Here is a 24130-nt window from a genome sequence, read left to right on the forward strand (position 1 = left end):
GTGAGTCTGCGTACGGCACAGCGGGCTTCCCTGGTAGACCAGGTGATCGAGCAGCTCAAAGAGCAGATCATCACCGGTTCCTGGGCGTTGCACGCCAAGATCCCCACTGAGACCGTTCTCGCCGAACAGCTCGGCGTCGGCCGTAACACCGTGCGCGAGGCCGTACGGGCCCTCACCCACGCCGGCCTGCTCGACTGTCGCCAGGGCGACGGCACCTACGTGCGGGCGACCAGCGAACTCTCCGGCGCCATGCTGCGCCGGCTGCGCCAGGCCGAGCAACTGGAGATCCTCGAAGTCCGGCGCGCCCTTGAGGTCGAGGCCGCCCGGCTGGCGGCGACCCGGCGCACCGAAGGCGACATCAAGCTCATCGAGGCCGCGCTGGCCCACCGGGAGACCGCCTGGGAGAGCGGCGACCCCGACGCCTTCGTCGAAGCCGACCTGGCCTTTCACATGGCCGTCGTGCGCGCCACCCACAACCAGGTGCTGCTCGACCTCTACGAAGACTTCTCCGCCGCCCTGCGGGCCAGCATCACCGCCGCCGGCACCTCGCTGAACAGCACGTACATCCCGCACGACGCCATCGCCCGGGCTATCGCGGCGGGCGACGCCAACGCCGCCGAGCGCGCCGGGCACGCGTGCATGGAGCACATTCTCATCGCGCTCACCGAAGGCGAGTAGTCGGGTAAACCGATCTCTTTTCCGGTCAGTAACGAATGACTAACTCACATACTCGCGATGTAAACCTGATCACTAATCGGCGCGTCTCGGCGAACCGGTCAAGGCCGGACAATCAGCCGAGGCGTAGCGACATTACGAGGTAACGGAAGTCAGGGTCGGCGTCACCGGGCACACCGGAGATCAGTGCGGGCCGGGTCGGCGACTCCATGTTGATCCGGACCAGCTCGCCCTCGACGCCGCCCAGGCCGTCGAGCAGGAAGTGCGGCTGGAACGCGATCTCGATGTCGTCGCCGGTCAGGTGGCACTCCACCGCCTCCGCGCCGCGGCCGATGTCGCCGCCGCCCGCCTGGATCAGCACCCGGCCCTGCGTGAAGGACAGCCGGATCGCGGTGTTACGCTCCGCGACCAGCGCCACCCGGCGGATCGCCTCGACGAACGGCCCCACCGGCAGGTCGGCCCGGATCGACCACTCGTGCGCCAACCGCGAACGGTAGTCGATGAACTGCTCGTCGAGCAGCCGCACGGTGGTGCTGCGACCGGCGCTCTCGAAGCCCGCGATGCCGTCGCCCAGCGCGACCGCCACCTCCCCGCCGCGCAGCGAGCGCGCGATGTCGACCAGTACCTTGGCGGGCACCATGGCCGCCGCGCCCACGTCGGGCTTGACCGGCCGCCACTCCAGCTCGCGCGCCGCGATCCGGTAGCGGTCGGTCGCGGCCATCGTGACCTGCTCGCCCGCGAAGTCGAACCGGATGCCGGTCAGCATGGGCAGCGTCTCGTCACGGCTGGCGGCGGGCGCCACCTGGCCCACGGCCACCGCGAACACGCCCCCGCCGACGGCCCCGACGCGCTCCGGCATGGCGGGCAACGCCGGGAAGTCTTCGACCGGCATGGTCAGCAGCGCGAACTCGGCGCTGCCGCAGGTCAGCACGGCCTCCACCCCGGCGGTCGAGATCTCGACCGGCTCGTCGGGCAGGCTCTTGCTGATCTCGGCGAGCACCTTGCCGGGGATCAGCACCCGGCCGGGCTCGACCACCTCGGCATCGACGGAGCAGCGCGCGGACACCTCGTAGTCGAACGCCGAGAGCATCAGCTCCTCATCGGCCTCCAGCAGCAACCCCGTCAGCACCGGGACCGCCGGCCGGGCGGGCAGCACCCGGGCGGCCCACGCCACGGCGTCGGCCAGGACATCGCGGTTCACCCGGAACTTCACGTGGTTCCACCTTCCCTCGCCAGGACCTCATCTGGGGCACTCCCTGAAAGGTAGCTCCTCACTCCGACAGAAGACACCGGTTGATCGGCCGGGGGCGCCGTTGGGATCATGGTCGGCTGACGCTCAGGTGATCACCGGACCACCGCGCACTCGACTCAGGAAGACGGCGATGCACGACTTACGAAACGAGCTCCCGGCCGACGACCAGTACGGCCTGCTGGCCGCACACGGTTTCGCGGGCGCCTTCGGCGGGCTCTGGATGGAGCGTGACGACCGCGACGAGATCGCCCACATCCTGCGGGCCGATCCGCTGACCCGGCACGACGCCGCCCTCGCGGAGTGCGTCCGCAGGCAGAGCGGCCTGTCGCGCCCGCTGGCGATCTGGATCGGTCCGCACGCCCCCGGGTGGTCGGTCGTGGTCAACCTGCTGCCGGTCGGCGGCGCCCTGACGGACAAGGCCCTATGGTCCGAGGGACGGCGTGCCGTTGAGGTGAGCTGGCTGACCGACATCGACGGCCTGTACGACCTGGACTACTACCACGACGGTCGCCTCGCCGAGGAACTCCCCGCCTTCTGGGACGGCAACCTGCCGCCGGACTCGGTCTTCGCCCCGCACACGACCGGCCTGGTCCGCGACTACGGCGACGACGCCGACGAGAAGGACCTGACCGCCGCCTTCCTCACCATCACCGGCCGTATCACCGGCCGCTTCATCGACACCCCCTGGTTCAGCACCCCCGGCAGCGCCTACGACCTGCTCCCCCGCGGACACGGCTGACCGCCGCTCAGGAACGGGCGGCGTTGAGGTAGGCCAGGACGGCGAGGACGCGCCGGTTGTCGTCGTCGGACTGGGTCAGGTCGAACTTGGCGAAGATCCCCGCGGTGTGCTTGCCGACCGCGCTCTCGCTCAGGAAGAGACGCTGGGCGATGGCCGCGTTGGAGCGGCCCTCGGCCATCAGCGCGAGCACGTCGCGCTCGCGGGGGGTGAGCCGGGCGAGCGGGGCGCTGCGCGCGTTGCTGGCCAGCAGCTTGGCGATGACCTCTGGGTCCATGGCGGTGCCGCCGCCCGCGACGCGGCGCAGCGCGTCCACGAACTGGTCGGCGTCGAAGACGCGGTCCTTGAGCAGGTAGCCGACCGCGCCGGAGCCGTCGGCCAGGAGTTCCCGGGCGTAGAGCTGCTCGACGTGCTGTGACAACACCAGGACGGGCAGGCCGGGCACCCGGCGGCGGGCCTCCAGGGCGGCCTGCAGGCCCTCGTCGGTGAAGGTCGGCGGCAGCCGCACGTCCACGATGGCCACGTCGGGGGCGTCCTCGGTGAGGGCCTTGAGCAGTTCGGGGCCGGTCTCGACGGCGGCCACGACGTCGACGCCGTGCGCGCGCAGCAGGTGGACGAGGCCCTCCCGCAGCAGGTACAGGTCCTCGGCGATGACGACCCTCACTCCGCGACCTCCGCCTTCAGGGTGGACGGCGAGGCGGTCGACCCCCTGGCCTCTCGGACGTTCTGGACACTGAGCACGATACCCATGGTGAGCAGCGCCGTCCCCAGCAGCACCATGGCGATCATGAGCGGCCATTCCATTCCGGTCATCCCCAGCCACCGCACCCAGACGATCTCCGGCACGCCCGCGAGGGCGAACGCGATGGACACGACGCCCAGCGGGAAGAGCGGCAGCGCGAAGGACGCGAAGCAGACCCCGGCGGCCCAGCGCCTCCAGGCGGGCGGACCGGCACGGCGGGGCGGGTCGCGGTGCGCGACGGGCGGACCGACGGGAATCCGCAGGGTCGCCACGGTGGGGCCGCCCTCCGGGCTGTCGAGGGTGAGCGATCCGTCGAACGACGCGAGCCGCCGTCCGATGCCGCGCAGGCCGCTCCCCCGCTCGGGGTCCGCGCCGCCCCGGCCGTCGTCGGTGACCACGACGGTCAGCGTGCCGTCCGGCTCGCCGCCGAGACGCAACTCGACGGTGGCGTGGGCCGCGCCGCCGTGCCGTACCGCGTTGGTCAGCAGCTCGCTGACCGCGAAGTAGATCGCCGACTCGGCGGACGGCTGGCAGCGGATCGACGTGTCGGCCCGCAGCGTCACCTCCATCGGGCTGTCGATGGCCAGCGCGTCCAGCGCCGCGACCAGCCCGCGTTCGGCCAGCACCGGGGGTTGGATGCCGCGCACCAGCCGCCGCAGCTCGGCCAGCGTGGCCGCGGACGCCTCGCGGGCCTTGGCGATCAGCGCCTCGGCGGCGGCCGGGTCGGTTGTCAGTAGCTGCTCGGCCGCGCCGAGGGTCATCCCGACCGCGACGAGCCTGGCCTGAGCCCCGTCGTGCAGGTCGCGCTCGATCCTGCGCAGTTGCGCGGCCTGGGAGTCCGCCGTCTCGGTGCGGGACTCGGCGATGCTCCGCATCCGCCGGGCCAGCAGGGCCTTCTCGGTGGGGCCGAGCAGCCCGCGCAGCCACAGGCCGTGCAGCCGGAGCGTCCACGGGGCGGCGTACAGCCCGGCGGCCGCCAGCGCCACCCCCGCCACGGCCCCGACGGGTGCGGCGAGCCATGGCAGGGACACCAGGCCGAACGCCAGCACCCCGCCGTAGCCGATCATCAGCGCGGGCGCGAGCGGCAGCAACGGCCCGCCGAACGCGTAGGTGACCACCCAGGCCAGGTCGCGCCAGGTCGCCGGGTCCTTGAGCACCCAGTTCATCCGGCGGTTGAAGTTCGGCATCCGGGGCGTGCGGTAGAGGCTGCGGCCGTCGCGATACCAGCCGTCCGGCTGGGGCGTGGCGGGCGGCGGCTCCGGCAGGTACGGCACCGCGATCTCCACCCCCGACCAGTCGCGCGCCAGACGGCGGGCCAGCCCGGTCCACCTCCGCACGAGCCGGAGCGCGGGAAGGAGCAGCACGGCGAACACGGCGGTGGCGCTGAGCAGCAGGCAGACCACGACCACCACGGCCACCAGGACGTGGACCACGCCGATCGCCCCGAGCCCGAGCCCTCTGGCCAGGGCGACGGCCGTCCGCCGCACGCGCGGCACCGCGCTCACCATCCCCAGAACCAGGGACGGCCGGGCGACGGCGTGGCCATCCAGCGTTCGCGGGAGTGCAGCAGCGGCATCGCCGCGGCCATGCCGTACAGCAGCACGCCCAGCATGATCATCAGAATGATGAACGGCCACTGCAGCACCTCGGGCAGGTGCAGGGCCAGGAACCAACTCCGCTGCTCGGGCGCGACGACCTTCATCACCCCGGCCACGATGCCCTGCGGGAACAGCGGCAGCCAGCCGATCGACCAGCCCAGCACGACCAGGAAGGTCTTCATCGGCGGCATGCCGGGCGGGGCGTGCGCGGTGGTGTGGGCGAGGGCGTGCGGCAGCTCGATGGTGATCATGTCGCCGCTGACCGCGACCACGCCGTCGAACACGCCGAGGCGGCGTTCGATGCCGTCCAGCACCTCGGGGGCGGGCGGCGACGTGCCGTCGTCGTCGACGAAGGTGATCCGCAGCGCTGACCAGCGGTGGCTGACGTCGATACGCACCCGCTCGGCCCGGCCCTGCCGGGCCGCCTCGGCGAGCAGCTCGCTGACCGCGAAGTAGGCCGCCGACTCGACCGGGGCGGTCGGCCGCACGTCGAGGTCCACCACGACGTCCACGGTGAGCGGGCTGTCCAGGGCCAGCGCGCGGACGGCGTCGCCGAGCCCGCGTTCGGCCAGCACGGGCGGGTGGATGCCGCGCACCACGCGCCGGATCTCGCCGAGGGCCGCCGCCGACTCCTCCCGCGCCTTGCCCAGGAGGGTCCTGGCCGCCGCCGGGTCGGTCCTGACCAGGCCGTGCGCCGCGCCGAGGGTCATGCCGACGGCGACCAGCCTGGCCTGCGCCCCGTCGTGCAGGTCGCGTTCGATCCGGCGCAACTCGGCGGTCTGCGCGTCCAGGGCGTCGCTGCGGCTCCTGACCAGCCGTCCCATCGCCTGGGTGAGCCGGGCCCGCCGGGTGCTGCCGAGCAGCCACCGGCACCAGTGCGCGTACCCGCGCACGACCACCGGGGCCAGCAGCAGGCCGCCCGCCACCAGGGCCAGCCCGAGCGGTACGGCGAGCGGGTCCACCCCGGGCGGCGAGTCCGGACGCCACGGCGAAGGCAGCGCCAGCCCGTAGCCCACCATGAGCACCGGCACCAGGCCGAGCACGCCCGCCACCACGGTGTCGGCGACCAGGAACATCATGTCGCGCCAGGTCGCGGGGTCGGCGAACAGCCACCGGTAGCGCATGTTCATCGCCGGAACCCGGGGCGTCCGGTAGAGCACGCGGTCCGCGCGGTACCACCCCTCGGCGTCGGGGACGGGCGGCGGAGGAGGCGGTTCGTAGGGCGCCTCGATCCGCACCCCGGCCCAGGCCAGCGCCCTGCGGCGGGCGAGCCCGGTGAGGCGGCGCTGGGTTCGCACCAGCGGCGAGAAGATGACGACCATGCCCTGGCCGATCGCGAGCACCAGGGCGACCACGCTGACCAGCACCATCAGGGCCTCGGCGACGGCGGTGAGCAGGAGGAGTACCGCACGCGCGAACGCGCGGGCATGATGCCGCACCACGTCGTCTCCTCCCTTCATGCCTGACCGAATCCCTTGGCGCCTGACCGCCCGACCGACTCAAGTGTCCGTTATCGGGGTGTCTGCGACATTGACCCTAGAACCCGAAGGGGAGTGTGGCTAGGCACACCCCCGCTGGGCAGCCAACCCGATTCCGCTGTGACCTGCGTGTTCCTAGCGTCAATGGCATGGCAGTCATCGATGTCCACGATCTTCGCAAGACGTACCACGGCCGGGCCGTGGTGGACGGCGTCACGTTCTCCGTCGAGGAGGGCGAGATCTTCGGCGTGCTCGGCCCGAACGGCGCGGGCAAGACCACCACGGTGGAGTGCCTGTCCGGCCTGCGCACCCCCGACGCCGGCGACCTCCGCGTGCTCGGGCTCGACCCGCGCCGCGACGGCGCGGAGCTGCGGCAGCGGCTCGGCGTGCAGTTGCAGAGCGCGGTGCTCCCCGACCGGCTCAAGGTCGGCGAGGCCCTCGACCTGTACGCGTCCTTCTACCGCGAGCCCGCCGACTGGACGGCGCTACTGGAGCGGGTGGGGCTGGCCGACCGGCGGGACACGCCGTTCGGGAAGCTGTCCGGCGGCCAGAAGCAGCGGGTGTCCATCGCGCTGGCGCTGGTCGGCGACCCGCGCGTGGCGATCCTCGACGAGCTGACCACCGGACTCGACCCGCAGGCCCGTCGCGACACCTGGGGGCTCATCGAGGACGTCCGCGCGATGGGCGTGACCATCGTGCTGGTCACGCACTTCATGGAGGAGGCCGAACGGCTCTGCGACCGGCTGGCGCTGATCGACGCGGGACGCCTGGTGGCCCTCGACACCCCGTCCGGGCTGGTCAGGCGGGTCGGCAAGGAACAGCGGCTGAGGTTCCGGCCGGCCGAGGGCGGAACCGGCGACGAGGAGATGGCCGCCGCGCTGCGGTCGCTGCCCGAGGTGACCGGCGTGACCAGGGCGGACGGCGAGGTGGTGGTCACCGGGACGGCGTCGGCGGACGGCGGCTCCGGCGGGCTGGTGCTCGCGGTGAGCACCACGCTCGCGGCGCGCCGGATCGTGCCGCTGGACCTGCGGATCGAGCGGGTCACGCTCGACGACGCCTTCCTCGCGTTGACCGGCAAGAAGATCGACTCCTGACCCGGGCGAGCCCCGCCCAGACCCTGAGGAACCCACCATGAATAAGATCATCTTTACCGAGCTGAAGCTGCTGCTGCGCGAGCCCGCCGCGCTGTTCTTCTCCATCCTGCTGCCCGTCGGGCTGATGCTGGTGCTGGGCAGCATTCCCGCCTTCCGCAAGCCGTCCCCCGACCTGGGCGGCATGCGGATCATCGACAACCACTTCCCGGCCATGATGACCATGCTCGCCGTGATGACGCTCGCGTTCGCGATCGTCCCGGCCACGCTGGCGCTCTACCGGGAGAAGGGCGTGCTCCGCCGCATGTCCACCACCCCGGTCCACCCGGGCCGCCTGCTCGGCGCGCAGTTGCTGATCAACGCGGTCATCGGGGTGGTCGCCGCGCTGCTCATGATCGTGCTGGGCGGGCTGGTGCACGACGTGCCGTTCCCCCGCCAGTTCGGCGGGTTCGTCGTCGCGTTCGTACTGGGCAGCGCCTCACTGTTCGCCATCGGCCTGGTCATCGCGGCGATGGCGGGCCCCAAGTCGGCGCCGGTGATCGGCAACGTGATCATGTTCCCGCTGATGTTCGTCGGCGGCATGTGGATGCCCAGGGAGACCATGCCGGAGTTCCTCCAGCGGGTCGGCGACTTCCTGCCGGTCGCGCCGTTCGGCCAGGCCATTCGCGACACCTGGGCGGGCGCCTGGCCCCAGCCGGTTCACCTGGTGGTCATGCTGGTGACCCTGGTGGCCGCCGGTGTCCTCGCGGTCAGGCTGTTCCGCTGGGAGTGACAGTTGGGAGTGACAGTGGGCGACACGTTCACCGGCTCGCCCCGATCACCGTCGATACGCTGTGCTCATGCTGACTCTGGCACACGTGAGCGACATCCACATCGGCGGTTCCGAGGAGAGCGTCCAGCGCGCCGAGGCGGTGGTCCGCCACCTCGCCGCGCTGCCCGGCTCCGTTGACGCCGTGGTCGTGACCGGCGACATCGCCGACCACGGCGCCGCCGAAGAGTACGAAATAGCCCGCGACCTGCTGAAACCGCTGCCCTACCCGATGATCGTGTGCCCCGGCAACCACGACGCGCGGCCCGAGTTCCGCAAAGTGCTGCTCGGCGAGGAGACCGCCGCCGAGGGCCTGCCGGTCAACCAGGTGCTCCGCCTGCCCGACGCCACCATCGCGCTGTGCGACTCCAGCATCCCGGGCCGCCCCGAGGGCTACCTGGACGACGCCACCCTGACCTGGCTCGACGACATCCTGGAGACCAGCGACACGCCCGTGTTCGTGGGCATGCACCACCCTCCGGTCCCGCTCGGCATCCCCTACGTAGACGAGATCGCGCTGCGCGAGCCGGAACGCCTGGCCCGGCTGCTGCTGCGCCGCAACCGTTCGGTGGCGGCGCTGCTGGTCGGCCACGCGCACACCGCCGCCTCCGCCAACTTCGCCGGGCTCCCGGTGCGGGTGGCGCCCGGCGTGATCTCGACCGCGCTGCTGCCCACCGAGACCAACCTGCGGGTGCCCCTTTCCTACGACCTGCCCCCGGCGTACTCCCTGCACGTGTTCGAGCCCGACGGCGGGCGCCTGATCACGCACTCACGGCCCGTCTTCCCCGCTGCGCAGCCGAGGTGAACGAGGCGTAGACCGCGTCCAGCCCCATGGCCCGGCGCATGTCGCGCACGGTCGCCCGCACCGCCGCGCGGGTGGCCTCGGTGCCCTCCACGATCAGCCGATCCACCAGGCCCGGTTCGCCCTCGAACCGGGCCCGCCGCTCGCGCATCGGGTCCAGGAACGCGTTGATCGCCGTGGCCAGCCGGGTCTTCACCTCCACGTCTCCCACCCGCCCCGTCCGGTAGCGCTCCTTGAGGTCGTCCACCTCGGCGGTGTCGGGGTTGAAGGCGTCGTGGTAGTGGAACACCGGGTTGCCCTCGACGGTGCCCGGGACGTCGGCCCTGGTGCGGTTGGGGTCGGTGTACATGCCGCGCACCTTGCGCCGCACCTCGTCCGGGGAGTCCGACAGGTAGATGGCGTTGCCCAGGCTCTTGCTCATCTTGGCCCGGCCGTCGGTGCCGACCAGCGACGGCACCTCGGCCGGGATCAGCTCGGGCACCGGGAAGGTCTCGCCGTACAGGTTGTTGAACCGGCGGGCGATCTCCCTGGCCACCTCGACGTGCGCCGCGTTGTCCTTCCCCACCGGTACGGCGTGCGCCCGCACGCACAGGATGTCGGCCGCCTGGAGCACCGGATACCCCAGCAGGCCGTACGGCATCTCCTCCTTCCCCGCGTCCCTGGCCATCTCCTTCAGGCTCGGCACCCGTTCCAGCCGGGGCACCGTGACCAGGTTCTGGAACAGCGTGTTGATCTCCATCACCTCAGGGATCGCCGACTGCAGGTAGAACACCGACAGCTCGGGGTCGAGCCCGGCGGCGAGGGAGTCCAGCACCATGTCCCGCGCGTTGGCGCCGGAGTTCGCGATGTCCTCGCGGGTGTTCTTGGTGGTGAGCATGTGCAGGTCGGCGATGATGAAATGGCTCTGGTAGTCGCGCTGCAACGCGCACCGGTTGGCGATGCTGCCGACGTAGTGGCCCAGGTGGAGCCGCCCCGTCGGGCGGTCGCCGGTCAGCATCCTGGGCCGCGCGCCCGTGGTGGTGGTCATCTCTCGTGTCTCCTCGCTGGTCATCCGCCTTCGAGGAGCCCCTTCGGAAACGACGAAGGGCCGCCCGAAGGACGGCCCGATATCGCTCGCGCGTCAGGTGACCGTCCTAGGACGGCCACCACCAGTTCGACGCGCGGATCATGGGCACAAGTGTAGGCGATCAGCCCCGGCGCAGCGGCTCGCCGATGGCGTGCATGTGCGCGAGCGCCCGCGAGTAGGACTTGATCAGCCCGCACTCGCTGTACTCGATGTTCAGCTCGGCGCAATACTCCCGCACGATGGGCCGGGCCTTGCGCAGGTTCGGGGTCGGCATGCTGGGGAAAAGGTGGTGCTCGATCTGGTAGTTGAGCCCGCCCAGTGCGTAGTCCACGAGCCGCCCGCCGGTGACGTTGCGGGAGGTCAGCACCTGACGGCGGAGGAAGTCCGGCCGGTCGTCGCCGCGCAGCATCGGCATGCCCTTGTGGTTGGGCGCGAACGTGCACCCCAGATAGACGCCGAAGACGGCCTGGTGGACCAGCAGGAAGAGCACTCCCTCGGCCGGCGGCAGCGCCAGGAACACCGCACCCACGCCGAACACCACGTGACCGATCAGCATCGTGGCCTCAAGCCCGCGCCGCTTCAGCGACGGCCGGAACAGCGCGCGGAAGCTGGACACGTGCAGGTTCAGCCCTTCGAGGGTCAGCAGCGGGAAGAACAGGTACGCCTGCCTGCGGCCGATGAACCTGGCCAGGCCGCTGCTCTTCTCCGCCTGCTCCTTCGACCAGATCAGCACGTCGGGCGAGACGTCGGGGTCGAGGTCCTCGTGGTTGGGGTTGGCGTGGTGCCGGGTGTGCTTGTCGGTCCACCAGCCGTAGCTCATGCCGATCAGCAGGTTGCCGACCACCAGGCCGGCCACCTCGGTCGGCCGCCGCTTGCGGAACACCTGCTTGTGCGCGAGGTCGTGCGCGACCAGCGCCACCTGGGCGAAGACCACCGCCAGCGCGACGGCCAGCCCGATCACCACCAGCCAGGACTCGGCGATCAGGAACAACGCGGCCCATCCGACCACGTAGAGGCCGCCGACCAGGCCGAAGCGCGCCACGTAGTAGCCGGGGCGGGGTTCCAGCAGCCCGGCCTCCGCGATCCGGCGTGAGAGCCGTGCGAAGTCGCTGCCTCGCCCGCTCACCGATCGATCGGGGGGGTCGATCATAGTTGAGCCGGTCACGGGTCTCCTTCGCTTGGTTCCTTTGACTGACGTCTAAGGAAACTCTGCCCGACACCAGCCTGTCGCGCTCGTACAAGTATCGAGACGCACCGCGAAAAACGACATACCGGGCACACCCGGGCCCGAGGTAGGGCCAGCCCTACCCCCGGCCTACCATCACGAGCGAGAAGCGCAATAGAACCACCTGTGCCATGACGCCTGGCATATCACCAGTCAGTGCCCCTGAACAGGGCTAATGCGTAGCCATATCCACGAACCTGCTGTAATGCCCCTGGAAGGCCACCGTCACCGTGGCGGTCGGCCCGTTACGGTGCTTCGCCACGATCAGGTCGGCCTCCCCCGCCCGGGGCGACTCACGCTCATAGGCGTCTTCACGGTGCAGCAGGATCACCATGTCGGCATCTTGTTCAATAGATCCGGATTCGCGGAGGTCGCTGACCTGGGGGCGTTTGTCGGTGCGCTGCTCGGGGCCACGGTTGAGCTGGGAGATGGCGATCACCGGCACCTCCAGCTCCTTGGCCAGGAGCTTCAGCGCACGGGAGATCTCGGAGACCTCTTGCTGGCGGCTCTCGACCTTCTTCGGGGAGCTCATCAGCTGGAGGTAGTCGACGATCACGAAGCGGAGGTCGTGGCGCTGTTTGAGGCGGCGGCACTTGGCGCGGATCTCCATCATCGACATGTTCGGCGAGTCGTCGATGAACAGCGGGGCCTCGGCCACCTCGCCCATGCGTTTGGCCAGCTTGGCCCAGTCTTCGTCACCCATGTTGCCCGAGCGCATGTTGTGCAGGGCGACCCTGGCCTCCGCCGACAGCAGCCGCATGGTGATCTCGTTGCGCGACATTTCCAGCGAGAACACCACGGTCGTCATCTGGTGCCGGATCGCGGCCGAGCGGGCGAAGTCGAGGCCGAGGGTGGAGTTGTGGGTGGGCACCCACGACGGGCCCGCCAGGTAGAGGTGGCCGGGGGCGTCGACCTCGACGCAGCGCACCGGCACGGAGGCGACGGACCGCACGGCCCGGACGCGGTGCGGGGCCGGCCGGCCGCCGTGGGCCTGCGCGGCCAGCTTGCGGGGGAGATGGAAGACCTTGTCCACCGGTGTGAAAGTGAGGGCGTGGCGGTCCGCGCGCGGGGTGACCGGGGTGACCGGGGTGGTGGTGTGGCCCAGGCTGTGGATCAGTTCGCGGGCGTCGTCGGCGAGCTCCCGCCCGGCGAGCGAGAGGGTCACCTCACCGGACGGCCCGACCCGCCCGCGCACGTCGAGCAGGCCCGCCAGCAGGGCGCGGCGCTGTCGCTCCGAGGCGCGCAGGTAGGCGGCGGGGATGCGGCCGGGCCTGACGCCCTCCGGCATGACCGTGGGGATGTCGTGCTCGACGGCGAGGGCGACCTCCGGGTCGGGCGGGGCGGACTCGCCCGCGCCGGCGAGCCACGCGCCCATGGCGTACGGCGGGACGGGCAGCTCGCGCTCCGGCAGCCGCGCTGGTTGCGCCGCGGCCAGTGAGCGCCCCCCGGCCGACCCGGCCATCCCGGCCGCGATCTCGGCCGTGGTCAGCACCTCGGGCGGGGCGCCGGGCACCGCGGGCGTAAGCGGCCACTGGTGCTGGGCGTCGGCCACCAGGACGGTGCCGTCGCAGAACTCCAGCTCGTAGCAGGGACGGCCGTGCATGATCTCGGTCGTGGCGGTGACGCGGACCGGCGTGCCGTCGGCGCCGAGCAGGAGATCGCCCGCGCGCACCTCGCCCATGGTGGTCCACCCGGTGGGGGTGGGCAGCGGGGTGCCGAGCGCGAGCGCCTTGCCGATGGCGGGACGGGCCGCGACGACGATCATCTGGCCGGGGTGCAGGCCGTTGGTCAGGGCGTCGAGGTCCTGGAAGCCGGTGGGGACGCCGACGAGCTGGCCGCCCCGGCTGCTGATCGCCTCGATCTCGTCGAGCGCGCCGGGCATGATGTCGGAGAGCGGCAGATAGTCTTCGGAGGTGCGCCGCTCGGTGACCCGGTAGATCTCCGCCTGGGCACGGTCGACCAGATCGTCGACCTCTTCGTTCTGGCCGCCGTAACCGAAGGAGACGATGCGGGTGCCGGCCTCGATGAGGCGGCGCAGGATCGCCTGCTCGCGTACGATCTTGGCGTAGTAGCCCGCGTTGGCCGCGGTCGGCACGACCGCGGTGAGGGTGTGGATATACGCGCCGCCGCCGACTCGCCCGAACTCGCCGCGCTTTTGCAGCTCGTCCATCATCATCACGGAGTCGGCGGGCTCGCCCCTGCCGTAGAGGTCGGTGATGACCTCGAAGATGATCTGATGGGCCGGACGGTAGAAGTCGTCGGAGCGGATGACCTCGATCACGTCGGCGATGGCGTCCTTGGACAGCAGCATGCCGCCCAGCACGGACTGCTCGGCCTCGATGTTGTGCGGCGGAGTTCGTTCGAACCCCGCCCCCAGACCCGGCGCCGACTCGACGTCCACGGCGGCACCCCCTTCGCAACCGAAGCTGTCGGTCCACCCCCCGTTTTAGTCGACCGGTGAGACAGTTTCGCGGCTGTCGCCGTGGACGGCAACGCGGCCTGTGGATAACCCTGTGGTTAACGTGTGGCTAACATGTGCACTTCTTCCCCATAGGTGGGGACACCCTGTGGACGAGCCTGGGGATAACTCATACACAGATCATCAGAACCCTTGCTGAGCAGCGAAAACTTCATCCACCTCCTGTGGAGGGAAGAAAGTTGGCGCGACACGCGGGGGTCGCCGTAGATCACCCAGACGTAATAGGCAAAATCGATATATGCCCCTTACGTCGGGATCCCCCCGGTCCACCCCCTCCTCTCAGCCTCCGGGAACCCCACCCTCCCGGGCCTCGCGGCGGGCGCACGACCGGGAAATCCTCCGCCTGGCCGTTCCGGCCTTCGGCGCGCTGGTCGCCGAGCCGATGTTCCTGCTCGCCGACTACGCGATCGTCGGACGCCTGGGGACGACCGCGCTCGGCGCGCTGGGCGTGGCCGGGGCCGCCCTCACCACGCTCGTCAACCTGTGCGTGTTCCTCGCCTACGGCACCACCGCGGCCGTCGCGCGACAGGCCGGGGCCGGGAACCTGGCCCGGGGCGTCAGGCAGGGTGTGGACGGGCTGTGGCTGGCCGGGGCGATCGGGGTCGCGGTGATCGCGGTGGCCTGGCCCGCCGCGCCCGCGATCGTGGCGGTGTTCGGCGCGTCGCCGGAACTGGCCGCCTCGGCGATCACCTACCTGCGGATCAGCCTGTTCGGCGCGCCCGCCATGCTCATCGTGCTGGCGGGCACCGGGGTGCTGCGCGGCCTCGCCGACACGGTGACCCCGCTCGCCGTCTCGGTCGGCTCCTTCGCGCTGAACGCCGTGCTCAACCTGTGGTTCGTGCTCGGCCTGGGCTGGGGCATCGCCGGTTCGGCCTGGGGGACCGTGCTGGCGCAGGTCCTCGGCGCGGCCGTCTACATCGCCGTGCTCGTACGCGGGGCGCGCAGGCACGGGGCCTCGCTACGCCCCGACCTGACCGGCATCCGCGCCGCCGGCACGGCGGGCGTCGCCCTCATCGTCCGCACCGGCTGCCTGCGGATCGTGATGATCGTCGCCGCGATGGCGGCCACCCGGATGGGCGACGCGCAGATCGCCGCGCACGCGATCGCCGTCCAGATCTGGTCGTTCCTGGCCTTCGCGCTGGACGCGATCGCCATCGCCGGGCAGGCCATCACCGGCCGGGCCCTCGGCGCGGGCGACGTGGCGGGCACCCGGGCCGCAACCCGGCGGATGGTCTGGTGGGGGGTGTGGTGCGGGGTGGCCTGCGCCCTGCTGGTGCTGCTGTCCCGGCCGCTGGTCCCCGGCGTGTTCGACGCCGACGCGGCGGTGGCCGCGGCGCTGCTGGCCGTCCTGTGGCCGGTCGCGCTGCTCCAGCCGATCGCCGGGGTGGTCTTCGTCCTGGACGGCGTGCTGATCGGCGCGGGCGACCGCCGGTATCTGGCGTGGGCCGGGGTGTGGACGACACTGGCGTACCTGCCCGCCGTCCTGGTGGTGGTCGCAACCGGCGGCGGGCTGGTGGCGCTGTGGGCGTCCCTCGGGGTGTGGATGGTCGCGCGCCTGATCACGCTCGGTGCGCGGGCGCGCGGCGGAGCGTGGCTTATCACCGGAGCGTGATCGGTCAGTGTCCATGAATTGACGACCACGTGACACTCGCCCCCTTGTCGGTGACGAACGGTTCAGGAGATGGTTGAGCGTCCGGCCTATGGGGCAAGGCCGTCAAAACTCAACCGAACTCCACCAAAACTCTCAACCGAGTTTGTCGAGTACAGCCGAGTCGCCACCGCACGAACAGGCACGCCACTGACCCGCCTACCCGGCAGGCGATAGCCGCACCGCAGGTCAGCGCCGACAGGCCGGTCCTTCGACCGTGTCTCTCATCGGCATGCCCGCTCCCGCGACCGAACCGGCCGTGCCCGTGAAAGCCGCCGAGGATGGTTCCGTAGTGTCCCTAGACCGCTCCACGTCGATCTTCCGCCGCCTCCCGGCGGACGCGGCCTCGGGGTTGCGCACCACAGCCCGTCACGAGCTGGCACGCGTCTACCGGAGCAACGACCTGATCGTGCTCGGCCTGGGTGCCATGATCGGCGCCGGGATCTTCAGCATCGCGGGCCGGCAGGCCGCGACGACCGCGGGGCCGGGGGTGATCCTCTCCTTCCTGATCGCGGGCATCACCATGCTGCTGTCCGCGCTCTGCTACGGAGAGCTGTCCTCCACCCTGCCGGTATCCGGAAGCGCCTACAGCTACACCTATGTCATCTTCGGCGAGGTATGGGCCTGGATCATCGGCTGGGCGCTGATCCTCGAAATGCAGGTGGCCATCGCGGTGGTGTCCCGCGTCTGGTCGATCTACTTCGCGCAGACGCTCACCGACCTGGGGGTGAGCTTCCCCGACAGCGTGGCGTGGATGATCGGCAAGCCGGAGGGCTTCGACCTGCCCACGCTGGTGATCATCGGACTGCTCACGCTGATCGTCGCGGGCGGCGCCCGGGTCGGCATGCGCGCGCTCTACATCCTCGTGGGCGCCAAGCTGCTGGCCATCGGCGCCGTCATCGTGGTCGGAGCGCTCAACTTCGACCAGGCGAACATCGACGGCAAGATCCCCGCGCCGCTCGGGCCCGCGCCCGAACAGGTGGACCTGCTGCACTCGACGGTCATCGGAGCGTTCTTCGGCGAGGCGCAGACGTTCGGCTGGTTCGGCATCTTCGCCGCCGCGCCCGCCATCGCCTTCGCCTACATCGGCTGGGACATCGTCGCGACCGCCGCCGAGGAGACCTCCGACGCGCCCCGCACCATCCCCACCGGGGTGATCCGCAGCCTGGTGCTGGCCACCGTGCTCTACATCGGCGTGGCCGTCGTCATGGTGGGCATGGTCCCCTACGACCAGATCGACCCGGGCTCCCCGCTCGGCGCGGCGTTCCGGCACGTCGGCGCCGACATCATGCCGCACATCATCAACATCGGCGCGTTCCTCGGCCTGACGTCGGTCATCCTGGTGCTCATCGTCGGGCTCACACGCGTGGTCTTCTCCGTGGCCCGGGACGGCCTGCTGCCCCGCGGCCTGGCCAGCATCAACCGGCGCTACCGCTCCCCGTCGCGGCTCACCATGATCATCGGCGGGACCGCCATCGTGCTCGCCGAGACCGTGCCCGTCCTCACCCTCGAACAGCTCACCGTCATGGGGACGGTGTTCGCCTTCACGTTCGTGGCGGCGGGCGTGATCGTGATGCGCCGCACCATGCCGGACCTGCCGCGCGGGTTCCGGGTACCGCTGTCGCCGGCGGTGCCGACGCTGGCCGTCCTGGCCTCGGTCTGGCTGATGATGAACCTGCAGGTGGTCACCTGGCTGTACTTCGCCGCGTGGATGGCCTTCGGTCTGATCATCTATCTCGTCTACGGCCGCCCGCACAGCATGCTGGACCCCCGGGCCCGCGCCTACGCCCAGGGCCGCCATCGCAGATGACCCGCCGCCGACCTTCGACCGACCCCTCGCGCCCGGGGAGCCACGTGCTCCCCGGGCGCGAGCCGTTCATGCCACCGTGCCAGATGGAGCCCGCTACGGATCGAGGCGGTCGGCCTTGATCGTGGCCAGCAGCCCGGCGAACGCCTCGCCGTCGACCACGAGCGCGGGCCCGCGGGCGTCTTTGCTGTCGCGAAGGGCGACCCGGCCACCGCTCAGCCTGGCGATCTCGACGCAGTTGCCGCCCGCGTTGCTGCGGCTGGACCTTCGCCAGGCGGCGGTTGACAACTCGGCGTCGGGGCCCTCGGTGGCATTGTCCATCGTCACACTTCCTTGGCGAGCTTCACCAGAAAATTCCGCGTCTGTTCTTTCGTGAGAGACTTCGCATGAAGGCTGTCGTAGACAGAATCATAGCTTTCCACCTGAGCCGGTTCTTCCAAGTAGAGTCCGTTCAACTGGCTCTCGATGTACACCACGTCGGGATCGGGCGGTGTGAACCCCAGCAGCACGAAACCACTGTCCATGCTGGAGTGCATCCCCGCGCTGAACGGAAGGATATTAATACTGATATGCGACTTATCAGATAATTGCACAAGGCGATCAAGCTGAGCGTGGCACACCGAAGTGGTGGCCGCGAGACGACGCAGGCTCGCCTCGTTGACAATGAAGGTCAGGTCCAGGGAATGATTATGTAGCATGCGCTCCTGCCGGGCCGTGCGCAGCTCGATCATCCGGTCGATCTCCGGTTCACCGAAGCCCGCGCGATGACCACGCAGGTAACTTCGGTAGTAGTCCGGCGTCTGCAGTAACCCCGGTATCAGCTCCATGTCGAATGAACGCAGCCGCCGCGCTTCGGCCTCAAGTCCGATCATGATCTGAAACCATTCGGGAACGGCGTCGGAGAAGGAGTGCCACCAACCGCGTTGCCGGGATTGCTGGGCGAGCGCGGAGAGCTCGTCCCGTCGTTCTTCGGGCACGCCGTAGATGTCGAGAAGCGCCCTCAGGTCATTGTGGCGGATCCCCTGTCGTGCCGATTCGACCCGGCTCACCCATGACTGCGCGAGCCCCACCCGGCGAGCGACGGCCTCCGCCGTGAGACCGGACTCTTTGCGCAGCCGTCGAAGTTCGGCGGCGAGCCGTCTGCGTCTCACGGTAGGACTGGTATCGGCCATGATTCACCTCACACTACGTCTTTGTTGTTCAGAGCATTCCGCAGTTCGAAAGAGCGAACAAAGCGGATGGTCTAAATTAGATATTGCAGTCCAGAAGATCCAGACGTGGTCACGAGGCCGAAAGCTACCACACGTGGAGTCGGTCAGTGTCCCCTTTTTGCTGGATATCGGTTACGGAACAAAGCATACGGACGACTGCGCAGCCGCCATCCAATCCTCCATTTTGGTCTTCCACCCTGAATACCTGTGCTCTCCCCCCAATAGCGTGAGGAGTGACCGAGAATGGCGGCTTACCGGGAACCCAAGCCGAGCACGATCGCGGTGGTGACGCTCCCCGGGACGGCCCGCGCCGTGACCGTGGTGCGCCACTGGGCCGCGCTGGTGCTGGAGACCGACGGCTGGACCGAAGTGGACGACACGCTGCTCGTGGTGACCGAGCTCGCCGCCAACGCGGTCCGGCACACCGCGTCCGGGCGGCCGGGCGGCCGGATGGAGGTGGTGCTCATCGGCGAGGCCGACGGACTCGTGCGGGTCGAGGTCGCCGACGAGGGGGCCGCCACGATCCCCACCGTCGGCCGTGCCGACTGGGACGGCCTGGGGGGCCGGGGCCTGCGCCTGGTGTCCACCCTCGCCGCCGCCTGGGGCGCCCGCCTGGCGGGGCGGGGCCGCACGGTGTGGGCGCTGATGCGACTGCCCCCCGCCGAACCGGTGGCCCGCCCGGCGGACGATCCGTGCGGGGAGCACGCCGAGAGCCACTGAGGAAGTCACCGAAGAAGTTCCTGAAAGAGTTTCCGCCGGGTCGTCGAAGCCGGGCGCTCCCGTTCGAGGTGTGGTCAACGGAGCGTCCGCGACCCGCGAGGAGACCCACCATGACCCCCCACACCGCCACCGCTCACACCGCCGCTCACACCGCCACCGCCGTCCCCGCCTGCGACCGCCGGACCCGGGTCACCCGGTCCCTGCTCGGCTACGGGATCATCGCCGGTCCCCTCTACGTCACCGTGTCCCTGGCCCAGGCCCTCACCCGTGAGGGCTTCGACCTCACCCGTCACGCGTGGAGCCTGCTCGCCAACGGCGACCTCGGCTGGATCCAGATCACCAACCTGCTGGTCGCCGGGCTCGCCGTCATCGCCGCCGCCCTCGGCATGCGCCGCGGCCTGGCCGGCGGCCCCGGCGCGCGCTGGACCCCCCGCCTGGTCGCCGGTTACGGCCTGGGCCTGCTGGCGAGCGCCGTCTTCACCGCCGACCCCTCGATGGGCTTCCCGGCGGGCACCCCGCAAGGCCCGGGGGCGGTGAGCACGCACGGCCTGCTCCACCTGGCCGCCGGCGCCGCCGGCGCCGTCGGCTTCGCCGCGCTGATCGCGGCCACCCTCGTGCACGCGCGCCGCCTGGCCGCCGACGGCCGTCCGGCCGCCGCCGCCTGGTCGCGCACCACCGGCGTCCTGTTCGCGCTCGCCTTCGCCTGCGTCGCCACGGGCGGCGGCGCGGTGTGGGCGAACCTGGCGTTCACCGCCGGGATCCTGATCGCCTGGACCTGGCTCTCGGTGACCTCCCTGCGCCTCTACCGCGCTGCCGGCCGCTGACGGGCCGGCGCCGCGGGCCGGGGACTCAGCAGGACGACCCGCTGGCGGCGGGCGACCATCTGGGCGGCACGGCCGGGCGCAACGGCTGGGCGTCCGCGGCCGGGAACGGCCGTGGCGCCCGGCCGCCCAGCGACCTGACCCGCGCCACCAGCTCGGCGAACGCGAACGGCTTGGCCAGGCAGTCGTCGGCGCGGGGAGCCCGGCCCTCCTGGCCGGACGTCCCCGCCACCACCAGCGTCAGCACCCGCGCCGAGTGGTCACCCAGCGCCAGCGCGGTGCCCACGGCGTCGTCGGGCGAATCCCGATCGAGATCGAGGATGACGACGTCATAGGGGTTGAGCGAGGTCCACCTCATCGCCCCGTCGCCATCCAGAGCCACGTCCACGGCCATGCCTTCCAGACGCAGCCCGATGGCGACGGTCTCGGCCAGTTCCTCGTGACCATCGACAATCAGCACGCGCATTGTCAACCTCCACCGCAGATCCTGCCCTGGTGAAGGTTGCGCCGACGTAACACGCGTCGCACGCGCCACTCACGATCGCCTGGCCTCAGCTTCCAAGGACGAGCAGGTCGCACTCCTCCTCCACCGGAGCGGGCTCCCGCTCGGCGGCGACGTCGGCCTCCAGCGCGGCGAAACCGGCGGCCGTGTCCTCGTCGTCCAGGTGCTCGAACGTCGAGTAGGGCCGCAGCCGCAGCCGTTCGGCGTAGGCGGCCAGGCTCGGCGCGACGCGCTGCCGTACCCGCTCAAGGGCGATCCGGCGCACGCCGTGGACGGCGAACATGTCCAGCACCTCGGGCAGCGAGGGGAACAGCTCCTCCTCGATCTCGCGGCCCCTGGGAAAGTAGCGGTGCCAGGGCAGCATCGGCATCCGCCCGGCGAAGGCCCCGCGGATCAGCACCCGCCCTCCGGGCACCAGCACCCGGGAGATGTCGGCCGCCGCCGACGGCCGGTCGCGCACGTGGTGCAGGACCAGATACAACAGCACCAGGTCGCAGGACCCGCCCGGCAGCGGGATCCGCTCGGCCTTGCCCGGCAGATACACCACCTTCGGGTGGGCGGCGGACAGCTCCGCCGTCTCGCGCATCCGGTCGGACGGCTCGACGCCGTAGACCAGCGCGCCGAACGTCTCCGCCAGCGCCGGGGTGAAACGCCCGATCCCCGACCCGAGGTCGAGCACCGTCCCGGTGCGTCGTGGTGCGTGCCGACGGAAGACGCTCATCCACCGCTCGACGGCCTCGGGCGACATCGCCCGGCCCGTGGGGTAGACCTCGTGTTGCCGTCGGTCGTAGTCAACTCTGCGTTGCACTCCGGCTCCCCGCCATCGGACTGCTCGGCCCCTCCCCCGCCAGTCTCCCGTGGTTTCCCGCCTGGATTCTTCTCGTATGCCTGCTCCTAGATGAACTTCGCGTGAAGAGAAGATGCCGCGAGTTACCGAGTACCGCACTTCATGCGGCTCGTAAAACATTCGCGCGAAATTGTCCGCTACGGACTGTGATGTCGCATCCACGGGGAGGATTCAGCCCGTCGGTCTCGCAGCCATCGATCGGAGCCCGGACTGGTGTCGGCCACATCCACTGACCAGCGCGGCAACGGCCTGCCCGGCCTGCCGCTCGCGACACTGCGCGGCGTCGCCCAGGTCGACTTTCAGAGCAGTTACTGGACCGCGCTGCTGTTCGTGCTCGCGCTACTGCTCGCGGGCTGGCAGTTCGCCGTGTTCGCCCTGCTCGGCACGTTCGTCAGCACGCTGACCGCGTGGTTCCTCGGCGCGAACCGGGACCGGATCACGCTCGGTCTCGAAGGGTTCAACGGCACGCTGATCGGCGTCGCCGTGGTGCTCTTCTTCGACGTGCGCTGGATCACGGTGCTACTGACGATCATGACGTCGGTGATGGGCGCCGTGGTCACCTCTGCGCTCAACTCCATGCTCTCGCCGTACAACGTGGCGACCCTCACCGCGCCGTTCTGCGCGGTCACGACGGCGCTCGTGGTGGCCGCCCCATCGTTCGAGCGGGTGTGGCGCGGGCACATCATGGGGCCGCCGCCGTCGGCGGGCCATCCCGGCACGGCGCTGACGTTCACCGACGTGTGGCAGGGCCTGCTGAACGGCATCGCCCAGGTCTTCTTCCAGGGCAAGTGGTACGTCGGGCTGACGTTCCTGATCGGCCTGCTGGTCGCCAGCCGGGTGGCCGGCATCGCGGCCTTCGTCTCCAGCGCCATCGGCATGATCGTCGCCTGGATCCTCGGCGCCCCCGCCGCCGACATCGGCGCGGGCCTGTACGGCTACAACGCGGTGCTCGCCGGGCTGGCGCTGACCGGGGTGTTCGTCGCGGTCACCCCCTGGGGCGTCCTCTACGCGGTCCTCGCGGCCATCGGGGCGACCGTGCTCACCGCAGCGCTCAACAACTTCTTCGAGCCGTTTCAGGGAAGCACCCTGACCTGGCCGTTCGTCCTGGTCACCTGGTTCTTCCTGGCCGCGGTGCCGGTTCTCTCACGGATCCACCGCACATCATAAGTCGCAGCAAGGGAGCGTCTCATGAACCTCGCGCCACGCGAGATCGACAAGCTGATGATCTATGTCGTCTGCGACATCGCCGCCAAACGCCGCGACCGCGGGCTGAAGCTGAACTACAGCGAGGCCGTCTCGCTCATCAGCGTCGCGATCCTGGAGGCCGCCCGCGACGGCAAGTCCGTGGCCGACTGCATGGAACTGGGCAAGAAGATCGTGAAACCCGCCGAGGTCATGGACGGCGTGCGGGAGATGCTCAAGCTCATGCAGATCGAGGCGTCGTTCAAGGACGGCACCAAGCTGGTCTCCGTCCATGACCCGATCGGCGGATGACATGACGGCGGCCCGGTGCACCGAGCCGGGCACACGCCGCGTCGTCCTGGTGGGCGGGCACGAGAGCGGCCGGGGACGCGCCCTGACCGGCACCGAGCCGCGCGCCGCCCCCGGCAGGGAGCTGGCGGCGCTGCTCGACGCGCCGGGCCCGGTCACCGTCGTCCCGATGACCCTGGGCCGCGACCCCGACCTGATCAGAGACGCCGCCCAGACGCTGGCCTGGGCCCGGCGCGGGCGCGACCGAGGCGAACTGCTGCTCAGTGCGCCGCTGGCCGAGGTGTCGCACCTGGTGAGCCTGCTGCTCTCGGCCGCCAGGGACAACGCCGTCGAGGGGCGCGCGGCGCTGATCGTCGCCCCGGCCTCGACGGTCGAGGCCGACGCGGAGCTGTTCCGCGTCGCGCGGCTGGTCCGCGACGGGGCCCGCCTGGTGGAGGTCGCCCTGCTCGGCGGCGACCCCGACCTCCCGGCCGGGCTGGAACGGTGCCACCGGCTGGGCGCGACGTCGATCGCCGTGCTGCCCGCCTCGTTCGTGCGCCCGGCGATCCCCGCCGAGGCGGGGGTCGTGGACGCCGGGCCGCTGCTCGGCCCCGCCGCCCTGTCCCGGCTCATCCGGGTACGCGTCAGCGCCGCCGAGCGCCTGTTCGAGCTGACCGGCGAGGACGGGATCACGGCCGGCCTGACCGTCCACGGCCACGGGCACCACCATGATCATCATCATCACGCGGAGGGAGCGGATCACCATGGCGGTTAGCAGAATCCAGTACGCCAACGAGCCCATCGAGATCAACACAGGCAGGCCCACGGTCACTCTGACCGTGCGCAACACCGGAGACCGGGCGATCCAGGTAGGCTCCCACTTCCACTTCTTCGAGGCCAACCGTGCGCTCGCCTTCGACCGTGAGAAGGCGTTCGGCAAGCACCTGGACATCCCTGCGGGCACCGCCGTCCGGATCGAGCCCGGTGACACGCACCGGGTCACGCTGGTCGAGTACGGCGGCGGCACGCGGATCATCGGGTTCAACAACCTGCTGGACGGCGGCATCCGGGCCAGGGACGCCCGCACCGAGGCGCTGCGCCGGATGAAGGAGTACGGCTTCACCGACAAGCCCGAGCCGTCCGCCAAGATCA

At 70.7% G+C, this 24130-nt stretch carries 23 protein-coding genes and 1 pseudogene; 13 read left to right on the forward strand and 11 right to left on the reverse strand.

The genetic code is table 11. From position 1 onward, the window contains the following. Positions 1 to 678, forward strand: a complete 678-nt coding sequence (locus P3X83_RS26170) for a FadR/GntR family transcriptional regulator (RefSeq protein WP_277307865.1) — start codon at positions 1 to 3, stop codon at positions 676 to 678. A gap of 112 nt (positions 679 to 790) precedes the next feature. Here P3X83_RS26170 and dnaN read toward each other — a convergent pair whose 3' ends face one another. Further along, a complete protein-coding gene (gene dnaN, locus P3X83_RS26175; RefSeq protein ID WP_277307866.1) occupies positions 791 to 1888 on the reverse strand; it encodes a DNA polymerase III subunit beta in 1098 nt (365 codons plus the stop codon). Between the two features lie 169 nt (positions 1889 to 2057). Here dnaN and P3X83_RS26180 point away from each other — a divergent pair, with 169 nt between their 5' ends. Next, positions 2058 to 2666, forward strand: a complete 609-nt coding sequence (locus P3X83_RS26180) for a hypothetical protein (RefSeq protein WP_277307867.1) — start codon at positions 2058 to 2060, stop codon at positions 2664 to 2666. A 7-nt stretch (positions 2667 to 2673) separates the two neighbouring features. Here the strand turns inward: P3X83_RS26180 and P3X83_RS26185 are convergent, their stop codons facing one another. The 3 genes from P3X83_RS26185 to P3X83_RS26195 are packed head-to-tail and all read right to left on the reverse strand — an operon-like array spanning position 2674 to position 6445. Further along, positions 2674 to 3327, reverse strand: a complete 654-nt coding sequence (locus P3X83_RS26185; RefSeq protein ID WP_277307868.1) for a response regulator transcription factor — start codon at positions 3325 to 3327, stop codon at positions 2674 to 2676. Beyond that, the gene (locus tag P3X83_RS26190; RefSeq protein ID WP_277307869.1) at positions 3324 to 4901 is read right to left on the reverse strand and encodes a histidine kinase; all 1578 of its coding nucleotides are present in this window, start codon (positions 4899 to 4901) and stop codon (positions 3324 to 3326) included. Before P3X83_RS26190 ends, P3X83_RS26185 begins: the two co-directional genes overlap by 4 nt. 5 nt (positions 4902 to 4906) lie before the next feature. Beyond that, positions 4907 to 6445, reverse strand: coding sequence for a histidine kinase (locus P3X83_RS26195; RefSeq protein WP_277307870.1), 1539 nt, complete (start codon positions 6443 to 6445; stop codon positions 4907 to 4909). Between the two features lie 185 nt (positions 6446 to 6630). On the opposite strand from P3X83_RS26195, the gene P3X83_RS26200 reads away from it, so the two are divergent. From P3X83_RS26200 to P3X83_RS26210, 3 genes are all read left to right on the forward strand, one after another. Continuing rightward, positions 6631 to 7575, forward strand: coding sequence for an ABC transporter ATP-binding protein (locus P3X83_RS26200; protein ID WP_277307871.1), 945 nt, complete (start codon positions 6631 to 6633; stop codon positions 7573 to 7575). Positions 7576 to 7612: 37 nt separating this feature from the next. Beyond that, positions 7613 to 8344 (forward strand): ABC transporter permease, encoded by a 732-nt coding sequence (locus P3X83_RS26205; protein WP_277307872.1) that lies wholly within the window; start codon positions 7613 to 7615, stop codon positions 8342 to 8344. 67 nt (positions 8345 to 8411) lie between these two features. After that, complete coding sequence (locus P3X83_RS26210) at positions 8412 to 9185, forward strand: metallophosphoesterase (RefSeq protein WP_277307873.1); 774 nt, start codon at positions 8412 to 8414, stop codon at positions 9183 to 9185. Here P3X83_RS26210 and trpS read toward each other — a convergent pair. From trpS to dnaB, 3 genes are all read right to left on the reverse strand, one after another. Further along, the gene (gene trpS / locus P3X83_RS26215) at positions 9142 to 10209 is read right to left on the reverse strand and encodes a tryptophan--tRNA ligase (RefSeq protein ID WP_277307874.1); all 1068 of its coding nucleotides are present in this window, start codon (positions 10207 to 10209) and stop codon (positions 9142 to 9144) included. The genes P3X83_RS26210 and trpS overlap by 44 nt on opposite strands. Before the next feature lie 160 nt (positions 10210 to 10369). After that, on the reverse strand, positions 10370 to 11398 hold the full coding sequence (locus tag P3X83_RS26220) for an acyl-CoA desaturase (protein WP_346742751.1): 1029 nt from the start codon (positions 11396 to 11398) through the stop codon (positions 10370 to 10372). Between the two features lie 247 nt (positions 11399 to 11645). Continuing rightward, positions 11646 to 13874: a replicative DNA helicase gene (gene dnaB / locus P3X83_RS26225; protein WP_277307876.1), complete on the reverse strand. Its 2229-nt coding sequence runs from the start codon at positions 13872 to 13874 to the stop codon at positions 11646 to 11648. A 316-nt stretch (positions 13875 to 14190) separates the two neighbouring features. On the opposite strand from dnaB, the gene P3X83_RS26230 reads away from it, so the two are divergent. Both P3X83_RS26230 and P3X83_RS26235 read left to right on the forward strand, forming a co-directional pair. After that, entirely contained in the window at positions 14191 to 15564 is a 1374-nt protein-coding gene (locus tag P3X83_RS26230) for an MATE family efflux transporter (protein ID WP_277307877.1), read from the forward strand. 328 nt (positions 15565 to 15892) lie between these two features. Beyond that, complete coding sequence (locus P3X83_RS26235) at positions 15893 to 17410, forward strand: amino acid permease (protein WP_277307878.1); 1518 nt, start codon at positions 15893 to 15895, stop codon at positions 17408 to 17410. Positions 17411 to 17503: 93 nt separating this feature from the next. Here the strand turns inward: P3X83_RS26235 and P3X83_RS26240 are convergent, their stop codons facing one another. Both P3X83_RS26240 and P3X83_RS26245 read right to left on the reverse strand, forming a co-directional pair. Beyond that, positions 17504 to 17728, reverse strand: a complete 225-nt coding sequence (locus P3X83_RS26240; RefSeq protein WP_277307879.1) for a DUF397 domain-containing protein — start codon at positions 17726 to 17728, stop codon at positions 17504 to 17506. A 2-nt stretch (positions 17729 to 17730) separates the two neighbouring features. After that, on the reverse strand, positions 17731 to 18579 hold the full coding sequence (locus P3X83_RS26245; RefSeq protein WP_277307880.1) for a helix-turn-helix transcriptional regulator: 849 nt from the start codon (positions 18577 to 18579) through the stop codon (positions 17731 to 17733). A 282-nt stretch (positions 18580 to 18861) separates the two neighbouring features. On the opposite strand from P3X83_RS26245, the gene P3X83_RS26250 reads away from it, so the two are divergent. Then, the gene (locus P3X83_RS26250; RefSeq protein WP_277307881.1) at positions 18862 to 19338 is read left to right on the forward strand and encodes an ATP-binding protein; all 477 of its coding nucleotides are present in this window, start codon (positions 18862 to 18864) and stop codon (positions 19336 to 19338) included. Positions 19339 to 19448: 110 nt separating this feature from the next. Further along, on the forward strand, positions 19449 to 20162 hold the full coding sequence (locus P3X83_RS26255) for a DUF998 domain-containing protein (RefSeq protein ID WP_277307882.1): 714 nt from the start codon (positions 19449 to 19451) through the stop codon (positions 20160 to 20162). A gap of 25 nt (positions 20163 to 20187) precedes the next feature. Here the strand turns inward: P3X83_RS26255 and P3X83_RS26260 are convergent, their stop codons facing one another. Beyond that, on the reverse strand, positions 20188 to 20625 hold the full coding sequence (locus P3X83_RS26260) for a response regulator (protein ID WP_277307883.1): 438 nt from the start codon (positions 20623 to 20625) through the stop codon (positions 20188 to 20190). 85 nt (positions 20626 to 20710) lie between these two features. Then, positions 20711 to 21469 (reverse strand): class I SAM-dependent methyltransferase, encoded by a 759-nt coding sequence (locus tag P3X83_RS26265; RefSeq protein ID WP_277307884.1) that lies wholly within the window; start codon positions 21467 to 21469, stop codon positions 20711 to 20713. A 252-nt stretch (positions 21470 to 21721) separates the two neighbouring features. Here P3X83_RS26265 and P3X83_RS26270 point away from each other — a divergent pair, with 252 nt between their 5' ends. From P3X83_RS26270 to ureB, 4 genes and pseudogenes are all read left to right on the forward strand, one after another. After that, a complete protein-coding gene (locus P3X83_RS26270; protein ID WP_277307885.1) occupies positions 21722 to 22675 on the forward strand; it encodes an urea transporter in 954 nt (317 codons plus the stop codon). 21 nt (positions 22676 to 22696) lie between these two features. Beyond that, complete coding sequence (locus tag P3X83_RS26275; protein WP_277307886.1) at positions 22697 to 23002, forward strand: urease subunit gamma; 306 nt, start codon at positions 22697 to 22699, stop codon at positions 23000 to 23002. Then, positions 22983 to 23753 carry a hypothetical protein gene (locus tag P3X83_RS26280; protein WP_277307887.1) on the forward strand — a complete coding sequence of 257 codons (771 nt, stop codon included), beginning with the start codon at positions 22983 to 22985 and terminating at the stop codon, positions 23751 to 23753. The genes P3X83_RS26275 and P3X83_RS26280 overlap by 20 nt, the downstream gene beginning before the upstream one ends. Then, positions 23743 to 24045, forward strand: a pseudogene (gene ureB, locus P3X83_RS43360) (urease subunit beta); the annotation flags it as partial. The gene P3X83_RS26280 and the pseudogene ureB, both read left to right, overlap by 11 nt. Positions 24046 to 24130: the final 85 nt, after the last annotated feature.

This window comes from Spongiactinospora sp. TRM90649 (assembly GCF_029382225.1).
Lineage (GTDB): Bacteria > Actinomycetota > Actinomycetes > Streptosporangiales > Streptosporangiaceae > Spongiactinospora.